Source organism: Streptomyces fagopyri, assembly GCF_009498275.1.
Lineage (GTDB): Bacteria > Actinomycetota > Actinomycetes > Streptomycetales > Streptomycetaceae > Streptomyces > Streptomyces fagopyri.
Map to the genome: position 1 here is coordinate 1,872,745 of NZ_CP045643.1, position 17,180 is coordinate 1,889,924.

The 17,180-nt window shown below is 70.7% G+C and carries 16 protein-coding genes; all 16 read right to left on the reverse strand.

What is annotated here, in order from left to right; genetic code table 11:
• Positions 1–15: 15 nt before the first annotated feature.
• Positions 16–1,173, reverse strand: a complete 1,158-nt coding sequence (gene ispG, locus GFH48_RS07970; protein ID WP_153287588.1) for a flavodoxin-dependent (E)-4-hydroxy-3-methylbut-2-enyl-diphosphate synthase — start codon at positions 1,171–1,173, stop codon at positions 16–18.
• 4 nt (positions 1,174–1,177) lie between these two features.
• Entirely contained in the window at positions 1,178–2,200 is a 1,023-nt protein-coding gene (hpnH, locus tag GFH48_RS07975) for an adenosyl-hopene transferase HpnH (protein WP_153287589.1), read from the reverse strand.
• Positions 2,201–2,205: 5 nt separating this feature from the next.
• Entirely contained in the window at positions 2,206–2,847 is a 642-nt protein-coding gene (locus tag GFH48_RS07980; protein ID WP_153287590.1) for a phosphorylase family protein, read from the reverse strand.
• Positions 2,847–4,850, reverse strand: coding sequence for a squalene--hopene cyclase (gene shc, locus GFH48_RS07985; protein WP_153287591.1), 2,004 nt, complete (start codon positions 4,848–4,850; stop codon positions 2,847–2,849). The genes GFH48_RS07980 and shc overlap by 1 nt, the downstream gene beginning before the upstream one ends.
• Positions 4,851–5,000: 150 nt before the next feature.
• Positions 5,001–6,131 (reverse strand): polyprenyl synthetase family protein, encoded by a 1,131-nt coding sequence (locus GFH48_RS07990; protein WP_153287592.1) that lies wholly within the window; start codon positions 6,129–6,131, stop codon positions 5,001–5,003.
• Positions 6,128–7,669, reverse strand: coding sequence for a hydroxysqualene dehydroxylase HpnE (gene hpnE / locus GFH48_RS07995; RefSeq protein WP_153287593.1), 1,542 nt, complete (start codon positions 7,667–7,669; stop codon positions 6,128–6,130). The genes GFH48_RS07990 and hpnE overlap by 4 nt, the downstream gene beginning before the upstream one ends.
• Positions 7,666–7,806, reverse strand: coding sequence for a DUF6380 family protein (locus GFH48_RS39035; protein ID WP_228120446.1), 141 nt, complete (start codon positions 7,804–7,806; stop codon positions 7,666–7,668). Before GFH48_RS39035 ends, hpnE begins: the two co-directional genes overlap by 4 nt.
• Positions 7,806–8,756 carry a presqualene diphosphate synthase HpnD gene (gene hpnD / locus GFH48_RS08000; protein WP_153287594.1) on the reverse strand — a complete coding sequence of 317 codons (951 nt, stop codon included), beginning with the start codon at positions 8,754–8,756 and terminating at the stop codon, positions 7,806–7,808. Before hpnD ends, GFH48_RS39035 begins: the two co-directional genes overlap by 1 nt.
• Positions 8,753–9,655, reverse strand: coding sequence for a squalene synthase HpnC (hpnC, locus tag GFH48_RS08005; protein ID WP_153287595.1), 903 nt, complete (start codon positions 9,653–9,655; stop codon positions 8,753–8,755). Before hpnC ends, hpnD begins: the two co-directional genes overlap by 4 nt.
• Positions 9,656–10,013: 358 nt before the next feature.
• Positions 10,014–10,787, reverse strand: coding sequence for an ABC transporter ATP-binding protein (locus GFH48_RS08010; protein WP_153287596.1), 774 nt, complete (start codon positions 10,785–10,787; stop codon positions 10,014–10,016).
• Positions 10,780–11,709 (reverse strand): ABC transporter permease, encoded by a 930-nt coding sequence (locus GFH48_RS08015; protein WP_153287597.1) that lies wholly within the window; start codon positions 11,707–11,709, stop codon positions 10,780–10,782. Before GFH48_RS08015 ends, GFH48_RS08010 begins: the two co-directional genes overlap by 8 nt.
• Before the next feature lie 98 nt (positions 11,710–11,807).
• Positions 11,808–12,692: a glycosyltransferase family 2 protein gene (locus tag GFH48_RS08020; RefSeq protein ID WP_153287598.1), complete on the reverse strand. Its 885-nt coding sequence runs from the start codon at positions 12,690–12,692 to the stop codon at positions 11,808–11,810.
• Positions 12,689–13,468, reverse strand: coding sequence for a CDP-alcohol phosphatidyltransferase family protein (locus GFH48_RS08025; RefSeq protein WP_153287599.1), 780 nt, complete (start codon positions 13,466–13,468; stop codon positions 12,689–12,691). The genes GFH48_RS08020 and GFH48_RS08025 overlap by 4 nt, the downstream gene beginning before the upstream one ends.
• A complete protein-coding gene (locus GFH48_RS08030) occupies positions 13,446–14,507 on the reverse strand; it encodes an iron-containing alcohol dehydrogenase family protein (RefSeq protein WP_153287600.1) in 1,062 nt (353 codons plus the stop codon). The genes GFH48_RS08025 and GFH48_RS08030 overlap by 23 nt, the downstream gene beginning before the upstream one ends.
• Entirely contained in the window at positions 14,495–15,247 is a 753-nt protein-coding gene (locus GFH48_RS08035) for a phosphocholine cytidylyltransferase family protein (protein ID WP_153287601.1), read from the reverse strand. The genes GFH48_RS08030 and GFH48_RS08035 overlap by 13 nt, the downstream gene beginning before the upstream one ends.
• Positions 15,244–17,046, reverse strand: coding sequence for a DUF5941 domain-containing protein (locus GFH48_RS08040; RefSeq protein WP_153292782.1), 1,803 nt, complete (start codon positions 17,044–17,046; stop codon positions 15,244–15,246). Before GFH48_RS08040 ends, GFH48_RS08035 begins: the two co-directional genes overlap by 4 nt.
• Positions 17,047–17,180: the final 134 nt, after the last annotated feature.

Here is a 17,180-nt window from a genome sequence, read left to right on the forward strand (position 1 = left end):
CTCGATCCGTGGTGATCAACTCACGGTGACGGCCGGTTCCCCGGACCCGACGCCGTCGTTCTCCATCTGCTCGGCGATCTTCATCGCCTCCTCGATGAGGGTCTCGACGATCTTCGACTCGGGCACGGTCTTGACGACCTCGCCCTTGACGAAGATCTGCCCCTTGCCGTTGCCGGAGGCGACCCCCAGGTCAGCCTCCCGCGCCTCTCCGGGGCCGTTGACGACGCAGCCCATGACCGCGACGCGCAACGGGACCTCCATCCCCTCCAGACCGGCCGTGACCTCGTCGGCCAGCTTGTAGACGTCCACCTGGGCGCGCCCGCAGGACGGGCACGAGACGATCTCCAGGCGCCGCTGCCGCAGGCCCAGGGACTCCAGGATCTGGATACCGACCTTGCACTCCTCGGCGGGCGGCGCGCTCAGGGAGACCCGGATGGTGTCCCCGATGCCCTCGGAGAGCAACGCCCCGAAGGCGACCGCCGACTTGATGGTCCCCTGGAACGCCGGCCCGGCCTCCGTGACGCCCAGATGCAGCGGGTAGTCGCAGGCCGCCGCCAGCTGCCGGTAGGCGTTGACCATGACGACCGGGTCGTTGTGCTTGACCGAGATCTTGATGTCCCGGAACCCGTGCTCCTCGAAGAGGGACGCCTCCCACAGCGCCGACTCGACGAGCGCCTCCGGCGTCGCCCTGCCGTACTTCTGGAGCAGGCGCCGGTCGAGCGAGCCCGCGTTGACGCCGATCCGGATGGGAGTGCCCGCCTGGGAGGCGGCGCGCGCGATCTCCTTCACCTTGTCGTCGAACTGCTTGATGTTGCCCGGGTTGACCCGCACCGCCGCGCAGCCCGCGTCGATGGCGGCGAAGACGTACTTCGGCTGGAAGTGGATGTCGGCGATCACCGGGATCTGCGACTTGCGGGCGATCGTGGCGAGGGCGTCCGCGTCGTCCTGTGTGGGACAGGCGACCCGGACGATCTGGCAGCCGGACGCGGTGAGTTCCGCGATCTGCTGCAGGGTGGCGCCGACGTCCGACGTACGCGTCGTCGTCATCGACTGCACCGAGACGGGTGCTCCTCCCCCGACCGCCACCGGTCCGACCTGGATCCGCCGTGACACCCGGCGCTCCGCGATCGGTCGGACCGGCACCTCGGGAAGGCCCAGGGAAACGGCGGTCATGACGTCACCCGCGGCTTTCCGTGAACGTCTCGCGGGCGGCGCGCAGGGACTCCTTGAGGGAGCCCATGGTGGCGAGGACGGCCGTCGGCTCGTAGCCGCAGTGCGCCATGCAGTTCGCGCACCGGTCGTCCTTGCCCCGGCCGTAGGAGTCCCAGTCGGTGTCCTCCAGGAGCTGCCGGTACGTCTGGACGTACCCGTCGCTCATCAGGTAGCAGGGCTTCTGCCAGCCGAAGAGCGAGTAGCTGGGGATCGCCCACGCGGTGCACGGGAAGTCGACCTTGCCCTCCAGGAAGTCCAGGAAGAGCGGGCTCTGGTTGAGGCGCCAGCGGCGCCGGTTGCCGCCCGCGAAGGCCTTCTTGAACAGCTCCCGGGTCTGCTGCACACCGAGGAAGTGCTCCTGGTCGGGAGCCTTCTCGTAGGCGTAGGCGGGCGAGAGCATCATCTCGTCCACCTTCAGGTCGTCATTGAGGAAGTTGAGCACCTCGATGATGGTCTGCGGGGTGTCGGTGTTGAAGAAGGTCGAGTTGGTGGTGACGCGGAAGCCGCGCCGCTTGGCCTCCTTGATGGCCTCGACCGCCTCGTCGAAGACGCCTTCCTTGGCCACCGACTCGTCATGACGCTCGCGCAGTCCGTCGATGTGCACGGCCCACGCGAAGTACGGCGAGGGCTTGAACTTGTCCATCTTCTTGCGCAGCAACAACGCGTTGGTGCACAGGAAGACGAACTTCTTCTTGGCCACCAACTGCCGCACGATCTCGTCGATCTGCGGGTGCATCAGCGGCTCGCCGCCCGCGATGGACACCATCGGCGCACCGGACTCCAGCACGGCGCCCACGGCCTGGGCCACCGGCATACGCTGCTTGAGCACCCCTGCCGGGTGCTGGATCTTGCCGCAGCCCTCGCATTTGAGGTTGCACGCGAAGAGCGGTTCCAACTCGACGATCAGCGCGAACTTGTCCCGCTTCCTGAGCTTCTGTTCAAACAGGTACGCAGCGACCTTCATGGACTGCCGAAGCGGCATGGCCATCTGGCTCACCTCCGAGGGAGCAGCAAAGAACGGTGCCATTCAAAAAAAGCGGGAAGGATGGCACGAAGAACACGGAAAGCTGATATTCCACCGCGCACCGTGCCGATACGGACGAGTTCATGTTCTGGAGCGTCCACGACCACCCGGACGGCCGCAACCGGACGGGGACCGGCACGGACGGCGCTGTGCAGCGTGGCCGCGGACTCCATGTCGACCGCGATGGCGCCGGTCGCGAACAGGTCCGACCGTTCGTGACCGCGGACGACGTGATCGGAGCCGGTGAGCGGCCCCGTATGGACGGTGCGCCCGGGCACGGCGCGCACCAGTTCCTTGACGAGCAGCTCGGTGCCCACGCACGGAGTGCTGCCGCGCGTGTCCCGGGTCTCCTCGGCGACCACCAGGTCGCCGGGGTGCATACCCGGGGCGAGCCCCGCGCAGAAGCCCGTGGCCAGGACGGCCGCCTCGCGCAGCGCCGGGCCGGCGAGGGCCCGGTCGAGCGAGAGCTCCGCGGCCCTGGGGCCCATGCCGGTGCGCAGGACGGTGAGGGGCCCGTCGAAACCGCTCCGGTCGCCGCTGCGCAGGGCGAGGTGCTCGATGCCGAGCGCGCAGGCGATCAGCAGCGGTGCCGGTTCGGGCTTCGTGCTCATCAACCCCCCTCCACCTCGGCGAACGGCTCGCCGTTGACATAGCGGCCGAGCGCGGTGAGCGGGAAGACCTGGCGGTAGAGGTGGTAGTTGATCGAGAAGTCCCACGGGAACCCGGTACCCGTGAAGTACGGCTCGTCCCAGGAGCCGTCGGGCAGCTGGGTCTCCGCGAGCCAGGCGACACCACGCTCCACGGCCTTGGACTCGCGCTCCCCGGCCGCGAGCAGCGCGAGCAGCGCCCACCCGGTCTGTGAGGCGGTCGAGGCGCCCCGGCCGCTCCACTCGGCTGCGTCGTCGTAGGAGCGCAGGTCCTCGCCCCAGCCGCCGTCCTCGTTCTGGACGGTCTCCAGCCAGCCGACCGCCCGGCGGATCGCCGGGTGCGAGCCGGGCAGGCCGGCGGCCGTCAGCGCGGGCACCACCGATCCCGTGCCGTAGATGTAGTTGACGCCCCAGCGCCCGAACCACGAGCCGTTCGGCTCCTGTTCGGCGAGCAGCCACGCGATGCCCCGGCGGGTACGGGGGTCGTGCGCGAGGCCCTCCACCGCGAGCATCTCCACCACGTGCGCGGTGACGTCCGCGGACGGGGGGTCGATCACCTCCCCGAAGTCGCAGAACGGCAGCCGGTTGGGGAAGGGACTGGTGTTGTCGACGTCGAACGCGCCCCAGCCGCCGTCCTTCGACTGCATGCCGAGGTTCCAGCGCACCCCGCGCCCGATCGCCTTCTCGACGCGTTCCGGGTCGGGATGGCGCACTCGGCGCAGCGCGAGGACCACCTCGGCGGTGTCGTCGATGTCGGGATAGTTGTCGTTGTGGAACTCGAACGCCCAGCCGCCCGGCGGGAGATGAGGCCGTTTCACCGCCCAGTCGCCGGGTCTGACGATCTCCTCGCCGAGCATCCAGTCCGCGGCCTTGACCAGTTGCGGATGGTCGGCGGGCAGGCCCGCGTCGGCGAGCGCGATGGCCGCCAGGCAGGTGTCCCAGACGGGCGACTGGCAGGCCTCGATCATCCGGGCCCCGTCCTCGCGCCAGACCGTGAAGCGGTTCAGTGACTCCAGTCCGGCACGCATCACCGGGTGGTCGAGGTCGTAGCCGAGCAGGTGGAGCGCGATGACGGAGTACACCGCGGGCGGCTGGATGCCGCCCCAGCAGCCGTCGTTCTCCTGCCGTTCGATGATCCAGCGCGCCGCCGCGTTCATGGCGGCCCGGCGCAGCGGCTGCGGTGCGACCCGGCGGTACTGGTGCAGCGCCTTGTCCAGCCGCTGGAAGACGCCGCTCCAACTCGCCACGGGAGCCGTGGGTCTGACCGGGCTGGGATTGTCCGGGTCGGTGTGCAGCTCGTCCAGCGGGAACGGCGCGGGCCGCACCGGCCGCTTCGCCGAGACGATGGTGAGCGGCACGATCGTCTGCCGCGCCCAGCATCCGAAGTCGTAGATGTTGAGCGGCATCCACTTCGGGAAGTAGATGAGTTCCGGCGGGAGTTCGGGGAGGTCGTCCCACTTCCACCAGCCGAACAGGGCGAGCCAGATCCGGGTGAAGACGCGGGCCGAGGCGATGCCGCCCCGCTCACGCACCCAGGCGGCGGCCTTCGTCATGTGCGGCGCGTCGGGGGCGTCCCCGGCCAGCCGCAGGGCGACGTACGCCTCGACGGTGGCGGAGAGGTCGCCCGGACCGTCGTAGAAGGTGGCCCAGGCGCCGTCCTCGCGCTGCTCGCCGCGGATGAACAGACCGGCGGCGCGGGCGGTCGTCTCGTCGAGGATTCCCAGGAACTGACGCAGGAGCAGATCCTCGGCGTCCATCGTGACGTTCGTGTCGAGGTCGCCCTTCCACCAGCCTTCGGCGTCCTGCCGCGAGAGCAGGTGGTCGGTGGCACGCTGTATGGCGTACTTGGCGACGTCTCGGGTCTCGACTGTCCCGGCCGCCACGGGAGTCGTCTCTGTCGGGATTTCGCTGGCCGCGGCAGCGCGGGGCGGCAGTGCCCCGGTACTTCCGTCGGTCGTCGCTGTCATGGCTTCCCCTTCGTGCAGTGGTACGTCTCTGCTGTGGGTCCGCCGTCGGCCGGTGCGTCGCTCCCATGGGGTCCCCTGTTCCCGTACGAGACGGGGAACCCGGGGAGACACCGGCCGGCGACTACGCGAGGTTTATTCGACCGATAGTGATCATCTCTTTCGTACGACGACGAAGTCGGCGAGCGCCACGAGCTGGGCCCGTACCTGGTCGGACATCTCGACGGCGTTCAGGGCCTCGATGGCGACGGCGTGCTGACGGCGTGCCTCCTGGGCGGTCCACTCCCGGCCGCCCGCCTCCTCGATGAGCGCGGCGCGGGCCGCGAACTCCTGCTCGGAGAAGTTCTCGAAGTCGCTGGCCTTGGCGTCCTCGGCGAGCAGCCGGCCGAGCCGTTCCGAGGCGGGGCCGCCCGCGGCGAGCGCCGCCACGACCGGCAGGGACTTCTTGCGCTGGCGCAGATCGCTCCAGGTCTGCTTGCCGGTGGCCTCCGGGTCGCCCCAGATGCCGAGGAGGTCGTCGACGGCCTGGAAGGCAAGGCCGAGGTGGTAGCCGTACCTCTCCAGCGTGTCGGCGGTGCGGTCGTCCGCGCCGCCGAGGACCGCGCCGATCGAGCACGCGCAGGCGAGCAGGGCGCCCGTCTTGTTGCCCTCCATCTCCAGGCACTCCTCGACGCTGACCCGGTCGCGGTGTTCGTAGGAGATGTCCTGCGCCTGGCCGTCGATGAGGGCACGGGTGGCGGTGGTGAGGCGGCGGGTGGCGCGGCCGGCCTCGGCGGTGCCGAGTTCCAGGAGGATCTCGTTGGCCAGCGCGAACAGGGCGTCGCCGACCAGGATCGCCTGGGCGGGGCCGTGCACCTTCCAGACGGTGTCGCGGTGGCGGCGCTGTTCGTCGCCGTCCATCAGGTCGTCGTGCAGCAGCGAGAAGTTGTGCACCAGCTCCACCGCGACCGCGCCGGGCACTCCGACCTCCGGGGCGGCGCCGGCGGCCTGCGCGGACAGGACGGCCAACGCGGGGCGCACGGCCTTGCCACCGTCACCGTCCGCGGGGTTGCCCGCGGCGTCGATCCAGCCGAAGTGGTAGGCCGCGACGGTGTCCATGGGCGACGCCAGGCGGTCTACGGCCGCCTTCAGCACCGGTGTGGCCAGGGTCCGGCCGCGCTCCAGGAGCGCGGTCACGTCCACCGCGTCGGCAGCCGATTCGGCCGGGGGCACAGTGGGCACAGTCTCTCCTCTTGTTGCGGTACCGGGGGTGCGGGGGTCCACCGCGCGCTGCTCGACCCTCACCTGGGTCCACCTCGCCGTGAAGCGCCGGTTCCCGCCGGTGTCCGGCCGGACGTCCGGAGGGTGTCCCCCGGGAGCGTGCGGGCCGTCTCCTCGAACGCGAGGAGGTGATCGCGGGGCCGGCCCAGGGCGCCCAGTGCGGCTCCCGCCGCGCCGACACCGCTACGGACCGCGCTCTCCATGGTCGCGGGCCACCCGGTGGCGGTCCACGCACCGGCCAGATACAGGCCGGGAGCCTTGGTGCGGGCACCGGGCCGCAGCCGTCCGACGCCAGGGGCGGGGGCGAACGTCGCGTGGCGCTCCCGGGTCACGAAGAAGTCCTTCACCGCGGCCTCTCGGGCAGCGGGCAGCAGCCGCTCCAGCTCCGGCAGATAGCGCTCTCGCAGGACGGCGACGGGCTCGTCGATCTCGTGCTGCGCGACCGACTGGGACAGGGCCAGGTACTGCCCCTCCCGCAGTCCGGAGGCCTCGGTGCGGTCGAAGACCCACTGCACCGGGGAGCCGAGCGCCGCGAAGAACGGGCGGGTGAGCACCTTGCGGTCGTAGACCACGTGGACGTTGAGGATCGGCGCGGTGCCGATCTCCAGGAGCCGCTCCGGGGCGTCCAGCGCGCCCGCCGGCAGCAGATCGTGCGCCTCGCGCTGGGGTACGGCGAGCACGACGGTGTCCGCGTCGAGTGTCTCGCCGGGAACCTGAACGCTCCAACGCCCGTTCTCGTCGTGGGAGATGGAGGTGACTCGTGTACGGACCTCGGTACGGACGCCCGCGGAGTCGAGCGCCTTGCGGGCGAGTGTGTCGTGCAGTTCGCCCAGCGGGACGCGCGCCCAGCCGATGTCGGCCGCGCCCGGGTCGGACAGCAGACCCGTCTTGAACACCATCGCGGCGAGCCCGAGCGACGAGTCGCCGGCCACCGCGTTGAGGGTGGCGACCCCCACCAGGTCCCACAGTGCCTCGACGGCACGCTCCGACTGACCGTGTTCGGCGAGCCAGCTGCCGAAGTTCTGGTCGTCGAGCGCCGGATCGTCGAGGTCGAGCGCCTTGAGCGCCAGAGCGGCACGGCCGACCTTGGCGCGCTCGGTGAGCGACAGATGCTGATAGGTCGCGAGGCTGCGCGCGAGATGCAGCGGCACCGGCAGCGCGGTGCGGCCGATTCTGCCGAGCCGTCTCCCCTCGGGACCCTCCGCGTCGAGAACGGGCACGTCGAGACGATCCTGCACCGGCGCGAGCGAGGTCCCGCCGACACGGTCGAGGAACCACCGGTAGGCGGTGCAGCAGCGCAGATACACGTGCTGGCCGTTGTCCACGGTGAGTTCGCCACGCTGGAAGGAGAAGGCCAGCCCGCCCAGTCGCGGCCTGCCTTCGAGCAGCGTCACACGCACCCCGGCGTCGGCGAGCGCGAGCGCGGCCGTGATCCCGGCGAGCCCGCCGCCGACCACGACGGCGGATGTCCCGGGGCCGGCCGTGGTGGCGGGCGTCCCGGGGCGGTCCGAGCCGGCCCGACCGTCCGCGCCCGGCTCCCCCGGCTGCGTGGCCTCGCTCATCGTGCGCTCTCCCCCCTCGGCCCGCCGCGGTGCTCGAACGGTGTACGACCGGCCGTCGCAGTCAGGGACGCCGGGGACCACCGGAGGGTTGCGTGCCGCTTTCCTCCGATGGAATCACCTTGGACCGGATTGTCCATCAGGTGCGCCTCCTGACGGTGCGGCGGGACACGTGCCGCGCGTCCAGGCCGGACAGACCGCGCACGGCGACGTACGCCTTCTCCCGGCCCGGCAGCGAGACGCGGCCGCGCAGCACGGCCTCCGGCTCCCGCTCGATGCGGTCGAGCAGCCGCCGGTAGATGCCGGCCATGGCGGCGACACAGGCGCCGCTGCGCCGGTCCAGCATGGGCAGCAGCCGGTAGCCCTCGGCGAAGAGGGTGCGGGCCCGTCTCACCTCGAAGTGCACCAGGCCCGCGAAGTCGGAGCCCTCCGGCGGCGTCGGCCCGTCGAACCCGGCCGAGCAGCCGAACTTCGCGAGGTCGTCGGCCGGCAGATAGGTGCGCCCGTCGCCCGCGTCCTCACGCACGTCGCGCAGGATGTTGGTGAGCTGGAGCGCGAGCCCGAGCGTGTCGGCATACTCCGGCGCGCGTTCGGCGCCGCGCGCCCCCGGTTCCGTACCGAACACGCCGAGCGACAGCCGCCCGATCGCCCCGGCCACACACCGGCAGTACACCTTCAGGTCGTCCCAGGTCTCGTACGTCTCACCGCGCACGTCCATCAGGACGCCGTCGATGAGCTCGTCGAGGCCGCCGAGCGGCACCGGGAAGTACGCCGCGGTGTGACTGAGGGCGACCGCGACCGGGTCGGTGTCGTCCTCGTCGACCCGGCCCTCGCGGACCCGGGTGAGCAGCGCCCTGGTGTCCTGGAGACGGGCCGCCTTCACATCCGGTGCCAGCGTGCCGTCGCCGATGTCGTCGACACGCCGTGAGAACGCGTAGAGCGCCGACATCGCACGACGCTTGGGCGTCGGGAGAAGTCGGATGCCGTACGCGAAGTTACGCGCCTGCTGACCGGTCACTGCCTCGCAGTAGCTGTAAGCGGCGAGTACCGGTGCGGACACGTGTTGTTCCGACTCCACGGTCCGGATCACCCCTTTCCTCGCAGAGTCACTCCCACCTCGCGCAGCAACTGGAGCTTGCCGGGCTTGGGCGGGCCGGGAAGTACGTCGTATTCAGCGGCGGCGATCGCACGGATCGCCGCCCTTCCCCCCGCAACGAACCCCGCGAGCAGCAGCTTCAGCCTGCCGTGGACGCTACCCACGAGGGGGGTGCCTTCATTCAGGAGGTGGAGCGCGCGTTCTGCTTCGTATGCAACCAGCGCGCGCGCCGATGCGCCTGCTGTGGCCGTGGCGAGGTCCGCCTCCTGGACATGGAAGCGCTTCATGTCCTCGGCGGGCAGGTAGACACGGTCGCGGCCCAGGTCCTCGGCCACGTCCTGGAGGTGCTCGACGATCTGCAGCGCCGTGCACACCGCGTCCGAGCGGCGGATCCGCTCGGGCGTCGAGGTGCCGGTGACCGAGAGGACCAGGCGGCCCACCGGGTTGGCGGACAGCTCGCAGTAGGCCAGCAGGTCGTCCCACGTCTCGTACCGGGTGACGAGCTGGTCCTGACGGTTGGCCCCGATCAGGCCCAGGAAGGGCTCGTGGGTGAGGCCGGCGCGGCGGACCGTGGGCTGGAGGCGGCGCAGCAGCGGGTGGAGCGGGGTCGCGTCGAACACCCGGTGGAGGTCCGCCTCGAGGGCGTCAAGGAGGACGAGACGGTCCTCGGCCTCCTCGGGCGACACGCCGAGCAGCCGGGCGTCCGTGCCGCCGGGGGCCAGATCCCCGTCCCCGATGTCGTCCACGAGGCGCGCGAAACCGTAGACCGCCATCAGGTCGTCGCGCCAGGCCCTGGGCAGGAAGAAGGGCGCGACGGGGAAGTTCTCGTCCGCGGCCTTGTCGAGGGTGCCGCGCTCCGGATCTCCGGTGTGGGCCGTACGGGCTTCGGTCACCGCTCGCCGCCCGGCGCGGGGACGGCACACGCATCGCGGAGCTGGAGAGTTTCCGTAGCCATTGCCGTCACATCTCCCGTTCTACACTGCCGACCCAATACTGCCCATTTCGGACACGCCGCCCGGAGGTCCGCGCAGCGCGCGGGTACCGGGCGTCGCGCAATATCGCCCCACTTGCCGCGATTCAGCACCGGTACAGCTTACGTTGTACAACGCTGCACGGTCCGTCGGGGTGTCCTGCACATCACAACAACACACCGATTGGCGTCAAGATTCCTAAGGACAGCAGGAGTTGGCTTTTCCTTCGCAGACGCAGGGCCCCGCCGAACCGTTCCGGCGGGGCCCTGGGCGCGTGGGGTCATTTGCCCGTGAACTTCTCGTACTCCTTGAGGACCTCTTCGGTCGGCCCGTCCATGCGCAGCTCGCCGCGCTCCAGCCACAGCACACGGTCGCAGGTGTCGCGGATCGACTTGTTGTTGTGGCTGACCAGGAAGACGCTGCCCGCGCTCTTGCGCAGCTCGCGGATCCGCTGCTCGGAGCGCTTCTGGAAGGAGCGGTCGCCGGTGGCCAGCGCCTCGTCGATCATCAGCACGTCGTGGTCCTTGGCCGCCGCGATCGAGAACCGCAGCCGCGCCGCCATGCCGGAGGAGTACGTCCGCATCGGCAGCGTGATGAAGTCGCCCTTCTCGTTGATGCCCGAGAAGTCGACGATCTCCTGGTAGCGCTCCTTGATCTGCTCACGGGACATGCCCATCGCGAGGCCGCCCAGGATGACGTTCCGCTCGCCCGTCAGGTCGTTCATCAGGGCGGCGTTCACGCCGAGCAGCGAGGGCTGGCCGTCGGTGTAGACCTTGCCCCTCTCGGCGGGCAGCAGTCCGGCGATGGCCCGCAGAAGCGTGGACTTGCCGGAGCCGTTGGAGCCGATCAGGCCGATCGCCTCACCGCGGTAGGCGGTGAAGGTGACGCCCTTGACGGCGTGCACCTTGCGCACGCCCCGTTCCTCGCCGCGCTTGATGATGCGGCTGAGCGCGGCGGTGGCGCTGCCCTTGCCGGTCTTGGCGCCGTTCACGCGGTAGACGATGTGGAGCTCGTCCGCGATGACGGTGGGGATGTGGGACACCTGGTCAGCCACGGCCGTACCTCTCTTCCGCCTTCCAGAAGTACACGAAACCGCCGACGGCGACGAGCACGGCCCAGAAGGTGGCGATCGCCCACACGTGCGGCGGCAGGTGGGAGGCTCCGTAGCCGTCGATGAGCGCGTAGCGCATCAGGTCCATGTAGACCGCGGCCGGGTTCACCTGGAGCACGCGGATGACCCACTCGGGGCGGCCCACGAGCATGTTGCTGATGGAGAACATGACGCCCGAGGTGTACATCCAGGTGCGCAGGATGAACGGCATCAGCTGGGCGAGGTCGGGGGTCTTCGCGCCCAGCCTGGCCACGATGAGCGCGAGGCCGGTGTTGAACAGGAACTGCAGCACCAGCACGGGCACGATCAGCAGCCAGGACAGACCCGGGTAGCTGCCGAAGGCGATCGCCACGACGAACAGCACGAGCATCGAGAACAGCAGCTGCTGGAGCTGCTGGAGCGCGAAGGAGATGGGCAGTGAGGCGCGCGGGAAGTGCAGCGCGCGTACCAGCCCGAGGTTGCCCGAGATCGCCCGGACGCCGGCCATTATCGAACTCTGGGTGAAGGTGAAGACGAAGACGCCGGTCACCAGGAAGGGGATGTACGTGTCGTGCGACATGCCCCGGCTGGCCTTCAGGATCAGGCCGAAGATGAAGTAGTACACGGCCGCGTTCAGCAGCGGCGTCGCCACCTGCCACAGCTGGCCGAGCTTGGCCTGGCTGTACTGGGCGGTGAGCTTGGCCTGCGAGAACGCGAGGATGAAGTGGCGCCGCCCCCACAGCTGACGCACGTACTCGACGAGGCCGGGCCGGGCGCCGCTGACCGCGAGCCCGTACTTTCCGGCCAGCTCGGCGGCGGAGAGCCCGTCATCGGGCGACGGGCGGTCGCTCACCGCGACCGCGCCGTCCTGCGTTGTGTCACTCACAAGGGGAAACTTTCGTCTTCGGATGCGCACGGCCGGGTCGGGCGGGGCAGTGGGCACGGAACCGGGGTCGGGACCACACGCTCACAGGAACGAGCTTGTCAGATGACGGGAGGACGGCCCAGTCTGGTCAGCCGCCACACCGTACGCCACTTCATGGGACGCCTCCGGCCGCACGAGCTGGTCCAGCCCTCCTTGAAACCGCCGAACCAGGCCTTCAGCGCCGGTCCGGAGGGGCGGCGGGCCAGCGTCAGGAGCATCCACACGCCCAGATAGACGGGGACGAGCGGCGCGGGAAGGTTTCGGCGGGCGAGCCAGACGCGGTTGCGGGCCACCATGCGGTGGTAGACCGCGTGCCGCGAAGGCGCTGTCGTCGGGTGGTTCAGCACCATGTCGGACCGGTAGTCGATCATCCAGCCCGCGTCGAGCGCCCGCCAGGCCAGGTCGGTTTCCTCATGGGCGTAGAAGAACTCGTCCGGGAGCCCGCCGACCTGACCGAAGACCTTCGTACGGACGGCGTTGGCGCCGCCGAGGAAGGTGGTGACGCGGGAGGAACGCATCGGGTCGGAGGCCCGCAGCCGCGGCACGTGACGGCGCTGGGTCTCGCCGGTCTCCGGGTCGGCGATACGGAAGCTGACGATGCCGAGCGCCGGGTCGGCGGTGAAGGCGCGGCGGCACAGCTCGGCGGTGTCGTGGGTGGCGAGGAGCCCGTCGTCGTCGAGGAAGAGCAGGATGTCGACGTCGGCGCCGCCGGGTCCGAAGGCCTCGATGCCGACGTTGCGGCCGCCGGGTATGCCGAGGTTCTCGGGCAGCTCGACGGTGCGTACGCCCTCCGGGACGTCCGGGACGGGCGAGCCGTTGCCGACCACGACCACCTCGACCCGGTCACCGTCCTGCTTGGCCACGGAGTCCAGCAGGGCCCGGAGCTCGTCGGGGCGGTTGCCCATGGTGATGATCACCGCGCCGACCTTCATCGCCGCGCTCACTTCAGCCTGCTGGAGGCGAGGATGGACACGAGGTGCAGCAGGGTCTGCACGAGCGCGATGCCCGCGAGCACGGCGGTGCCGAGCCGGGTGAAGAACAGGTCGCCCCTGGCCTGGTCGGCGATCGCGAGGACCAGGATCAGCAGCGACGCCTCGATGCCGAGGATCAGCCGGTGGAACTTGAGCGCGCCCGCGGCCCGGCGCGCGAGGGCCATGCCGGAGGAGCGGGGCTCGGACGCCGCCTCCTTGACCGGCGGCAGTCCGCCCTGGTGGCGGGCCACACCGACGAGGTCGGTCTCGGCCTTGACCAGGATCGCGCCGAGGGCGGCCAGGGTGCCGAGGAAGGCCCACAGCCAGTCGACGCGCCCGGCGCCCCACAGGTCGGCGGCGCGCAGCCCGAGGCCGACGAGGACGGCCGCGTCGGTCAGATAGGCGCCGACGCGGTCCAGGTAGACCCCGCCGAGCGAGTACTGCTTCTTCCACCGCGCGATCTCGCCGTCGACGCAGTCCAGCAGCAGGTACAGCTGGACCGCGACCACGCCGAGCACGGCGCCCGCGATCCCCGGCACCAGCAGGGCCGGGGCCGCGAGCACACCGCAGACGGTCATCAGGTACGTGAGCTGGTTGGGCGTGATCCTGGTGTTCACCAGGTAGCGGTCGCAGCGCAGCGAGATCTCTCGCATGTACAGGCGTCCCGCCCAGTGCTCACCGCTGCGCCGGTCCTTCACCCCTGCGGGATGAACGACGGGGCGGAGTTCAGCTACTGATGGCCTTGGCATAGTCGGAGTAGATGTCCTTGATCTGGTGGGTTTTCAGGTCGAGGTGTTCGAGGATCGTGTAGCGGCCTGGCCGGGTCTGCGGGGCGAACTCCACGACCTGGACGAACTCGTCCACCGTGAAGCCGATCTCCTCGGGCAGCACCGGCAGCCCGTGGCGGTGCAGCACCTCGGCCATGTGCACCGACTCCTCGTGCGCCCCCCGCAGGTACATCGCGAAGGCCGCCCCCAGTCCGCACTGCTCGCCGTGGCTCGCGGCGCGCTTGGGGAAGAGCAGGTCGAAGGCGTGGTTGATCTCGTGGCAGGCGCCCGACGAGGGCCGTGAGTCGCCCGAGACCGACATGGCGATACCGCTGAGGACCAGCGCCTCGGCGAGCACCTGGAGGAAGCCGGTGTCCCCGATGCCGCCGGGGTGGCGCAGCACGGCCTCGCCGGCCTGCCGTGCCATCGCGGCGGCCAGGCCGTCGATCTTCTCGCCGTTGACGCGGTTGGCCAGCTCCCAGTCCGCGATCGCGGAGATGTTGGACACGGCGTCACCGATGCCGGCCCGGACGAAGCGCACGGGGGCCTCGTGGATCACGTCGAGGTCGATGACCACGGCGATCGGGTTCGGCACGCCGTAGGAGCCGCGGCCTGCGTCGTTGTCGAGCGTCGCGACCGGGGAGCACAGGCCGTCGTGCGCGAGGTTCGTCGGGACGGCGACCAGCGACAGCCCGACCCGCGCCGCGGCGAACTTCGCGCAGTCGATGATCTTGCCGCCGCCCAGGCCCACGACCGCGTCGTAGTGCCCTGCCCTTATGTCGCCGGCCAGCCGGACCGCGTCGTCGAGGGTGCCGCCGCCGACCTCGTACCAGGTGGCGCCGGGCAGCGCGGGGGCGAGCCGCTCGCGCAGCCGCGCGCCGGAGCCGTTGCTGACGGCGACGGCGAGCTTGCCCGAGTGGGAGATCCGCTCGTCGGAGAGCACGCTCGCCAGGTCGTCCAGGGCACCTCGACGGATGTCGACGACGACCGGCGAGGGGATGAGCCTCGTCAGTACTGGCACGCGATCTCACGTCCCTTGGCGAGGTCGTCGTGGTTGTCGATCTCGACCCACTTGATGTCGCCGATCGGTGCCACGTCGATCCGGAAGCCGCGGTTCACGAGCTCCTGGTAGCCGTGCTCGTAGAACTGCTGCGGGTCCGTCTCCCACACCGTCTTCAGGGCGTCGGCCAGGTCGGCCGCGGCCTCGCCCTCGATGAGGGTGACGCCGATGTACTCGCCGGTGGCCTCCGAGGGATCCATGAGCTTGGTGATCTTCCGGACCCCCTTGTCGGGGTCCACGACGACCTTCATCTCCTCGTCGGCGAGCTTCTTGACCGTGTCGAGGGCGAGGATGATCCGCTTGCCCTCGCCACGGGCGGCGAGCAGCGTCCTCTCGACGGAGACCGGGTGCACGGTGTCGCCGTTGGCGAGGATCACACCGTCCGTGAGAGCGTCACGGCCGCACCACAGGGAGTAGGCGTTGTTCCACTCCTCGGCCTTGTCGTTGTCGATGAGCGTGATCCTGAGGCCGTACTTCTCCTCCAGGGCCGCCTTGCGGTCGTAGACGGCTTCCTTGCGGTAGCCGACGATGATGCCGACCTCGGTCAGGCCGATCTCGGCGAAGTTGCCGAGGGTCAGGTCCAGGACCGTGATGCTGTCCTCTATGCCCGCGGGACCAACCGGCACGAGAGCCTTGGGGAGGCTGTCGGTGTAGGGGCGCAGACGCCGTCCGGCGCCGGCCGCCAGCACGAGGCCGATCATGCGGGTTCTCCTTCATCGTGTACGGCGGGCGCACCGCCCAAATGAGCGGTCACCCAGAAGTGGATGCTCTCGAAGAGCACCAGCACGGCCACGGCCACGGCGAGCACCGTGAGCGCGACCTCGAACTGTGCGGCGGTGAGCACCGCGGCCAGGACGGTGACCAGCAGCGTCCTGCCCTCGTGGCCGCCGGTCGCCCGCACCAGCCACCGCGGCGGCGCGCCCGCGTTGCCGCGGATGCGGTACACCGTGTCGTAGTGATGGTAGGCGACCGCGGCCACCAGGCCGAAAGCCGCGGGAAGTGCTCCGTTCACGTCGGCTTTGGCTGCCAGTACCAGAACGGTGAGGTACTCGGCGGCGCGGAAGACCGGGGGGACCAGCCAGTCGAGGGCGCCCTTGAGCGGGCTGACGACGGCTATGGCGGACATGAGCGTGTAGACGACGGCGAACAGGACGGTCTGCCAGCCGGAGCCCCACAGCACGGCCGAGGCGACCACGAGGAAGCCGCCGACGAGCGCGCTGACGGGCGCCGTGTGCCGGGCGGTGCCACGCGCGAGGCGGACCAGCAGTCCGGCGAGCGGTCCGCTGTCGGTGAGGTCGGCCAGCGCCTGCGCCGCCCGGTCCGTGCGCCGGGCCTTGCGGGTCAGCGAGCGCAGCACCCGGCCCGCCGTGGTGTACGTCGCGGCGAAGGCGCAGCCGACGAGGAGCGCGTAGAAGGTGATCCGGGGTGTGGTCAGCGCCGTGAGAACGGCGATCATCGCCCATCGTTCGCCGATGGGCAGGACTATCATCCGGCGCACCCAGACCGTCCAGCCGACGCTGTCGAGCTTGCCGGAGAGGGCCGCGGTGGGGCTGGTGTTGGCGGTGGCGTCGTGGTTCGCCTCGTTGAAGGAGAAGTCGACGACGTGCCGGCAGGTCTGGAGGATCATCGCGCCCAGGGCGAGCGCCCACACGTCGTCGCCGCCGCGGGCGGCGCCGAGCGCGAGGCCCGCGTAGTAGGCGTACTCCTTGGCACGGTCGAAGGTCGCGTCCAGCCAGGCGCCGAGTGTCGAGTACTGCAGGGAGTAGCGGGCCAGCTGCCCGTCGGTGCAGTCCAGGACGAAGGAGAACAGGAGCAGCAGGCCGGCGGCGACGAACCCGGCGCGGGTGCCGGTGGCGGCGCAGCCCGCGGCGATCAGCGCGGTCAGCAGTGAGGCGGTGGTGACCTGGTTCGGGGTCAGGCCGCGACGGGCGCACCAGCGGGCGATGTAGCGGGAGTACGGGCTGATGCAGTACGTGGTGAAGAAGCCGTCGCGTGCCTTCACGGCGCCGCGCAGCCGGACGGCCTCGTCGTCCACGGCGGAGACGGCCTGCCGGCGCTCGTTGCGCTCCTGCGGGTCGGTGGGGACGGCGGCCACCAGAGAGCCCAGTTCCGGGCGGTACACGGCGACGCCGTCCGCGTCGAGGGCCGCGGTGAGACGCCCCGCGAGATTGTCGGTCGCGACGGCCAGGCCGCCGGACTCGGAGCTCTCGCGGGCCATCGCGCGGGTCAGCGCCCGGCGGGCCTCGGGCTGCACCGACACGGCGCCGGGCACCGCGGAGGCCGGGAACCGGGGGTCCGTGAGGCCGAGGCGCAGGGCGTGCGGGTGGCCGACGAAGCGGGCGTCGACGACGGCGACCCGCTCACCCGCCGGTACGGCGGCCAGCAGGGTCTCGGCGTCACCGGCTTCGGCGGCGGACCGTACGTCGAACCCGAGCGACCGCAGATCGCCCTCGAGCGACGATCCGGGGACCGGCTGGCCGGTGAGGATGGCGGTCGACAGCGAACTCACTCCCTGAGTGCCGGGCGGCCTCGCGCCGGCATGTGCGTGGTGGGACGGCCCGGCCGGGCCCTTTCCTCGCCCTCCCGTCCGTCCGCCCCGAGGGCGGGCGGTGAGGGCGCGGACTGCGCCTGCGG

What these genes read in the sequence shown, in the direction of transcription:
- ispG (WP_153287588.1), bottom strand. Translation starts at nt 1,173, where the DNA reads ATGACCGCCGTTTCCCTGGGCCTTCCCGAGGTGCCGGTCCGACCGATC.
- hpnH (WP_153287589.1), bottom strand. Translation starts at nt 2,200, where the DNA reads ATGGCCATGCCGCTTCGGCAGTCCATGAAGGTCGCTGCGTACCTGTTT.
- GFH48_RS07980 (WP_153287590.1), bottom strand. Translation starts at nt 2,847, where the DNA reads ATGAGCACGAAGCCCGAACCGGCACCGCTGCTGATCGCCTGCGCGCTC.
- shc (WP_153287591.1), bottom strand. Translation starts at nt 4,850, where the DNA reads ATGACAGCGACGACCGACGGAAGTACCGGGGCACTGCCGCCCCGCGCT.
- hpnE (WP_153287593.1), bottom strand. Translation starts at nt 7,669, where the DNA reads ATGAGCGAGGCCACGCAGCCGGGGGAGCCGGGCGCGGACGGTCGGGCC.
- GFH48_RS39035 (WP_228120446.1), bottom strand. Translation starts at nt 7,806, where the DNA reads ATGGACAATCCGGTCCAAGGTGATTCCATCGGAGGAAAGCGGCACGCA.
- GFH48_RS08025 (WP_153287599.1), bottom strand. Translation starts at nt 13,468, where the DNA reads ATGCCAAGGCCATCAGTAGCTGAACTCCGCCCCGTCGTTCATCCCGCA.
- GFH48_RS08035 (WP_153287601.1), bottom strand. Translation starts at nt 15,247, where the DNA reads ATGATCGGCCTCGTGCTGGCGGCCGGCGCCGGACGGCGTCTGCGCCCC.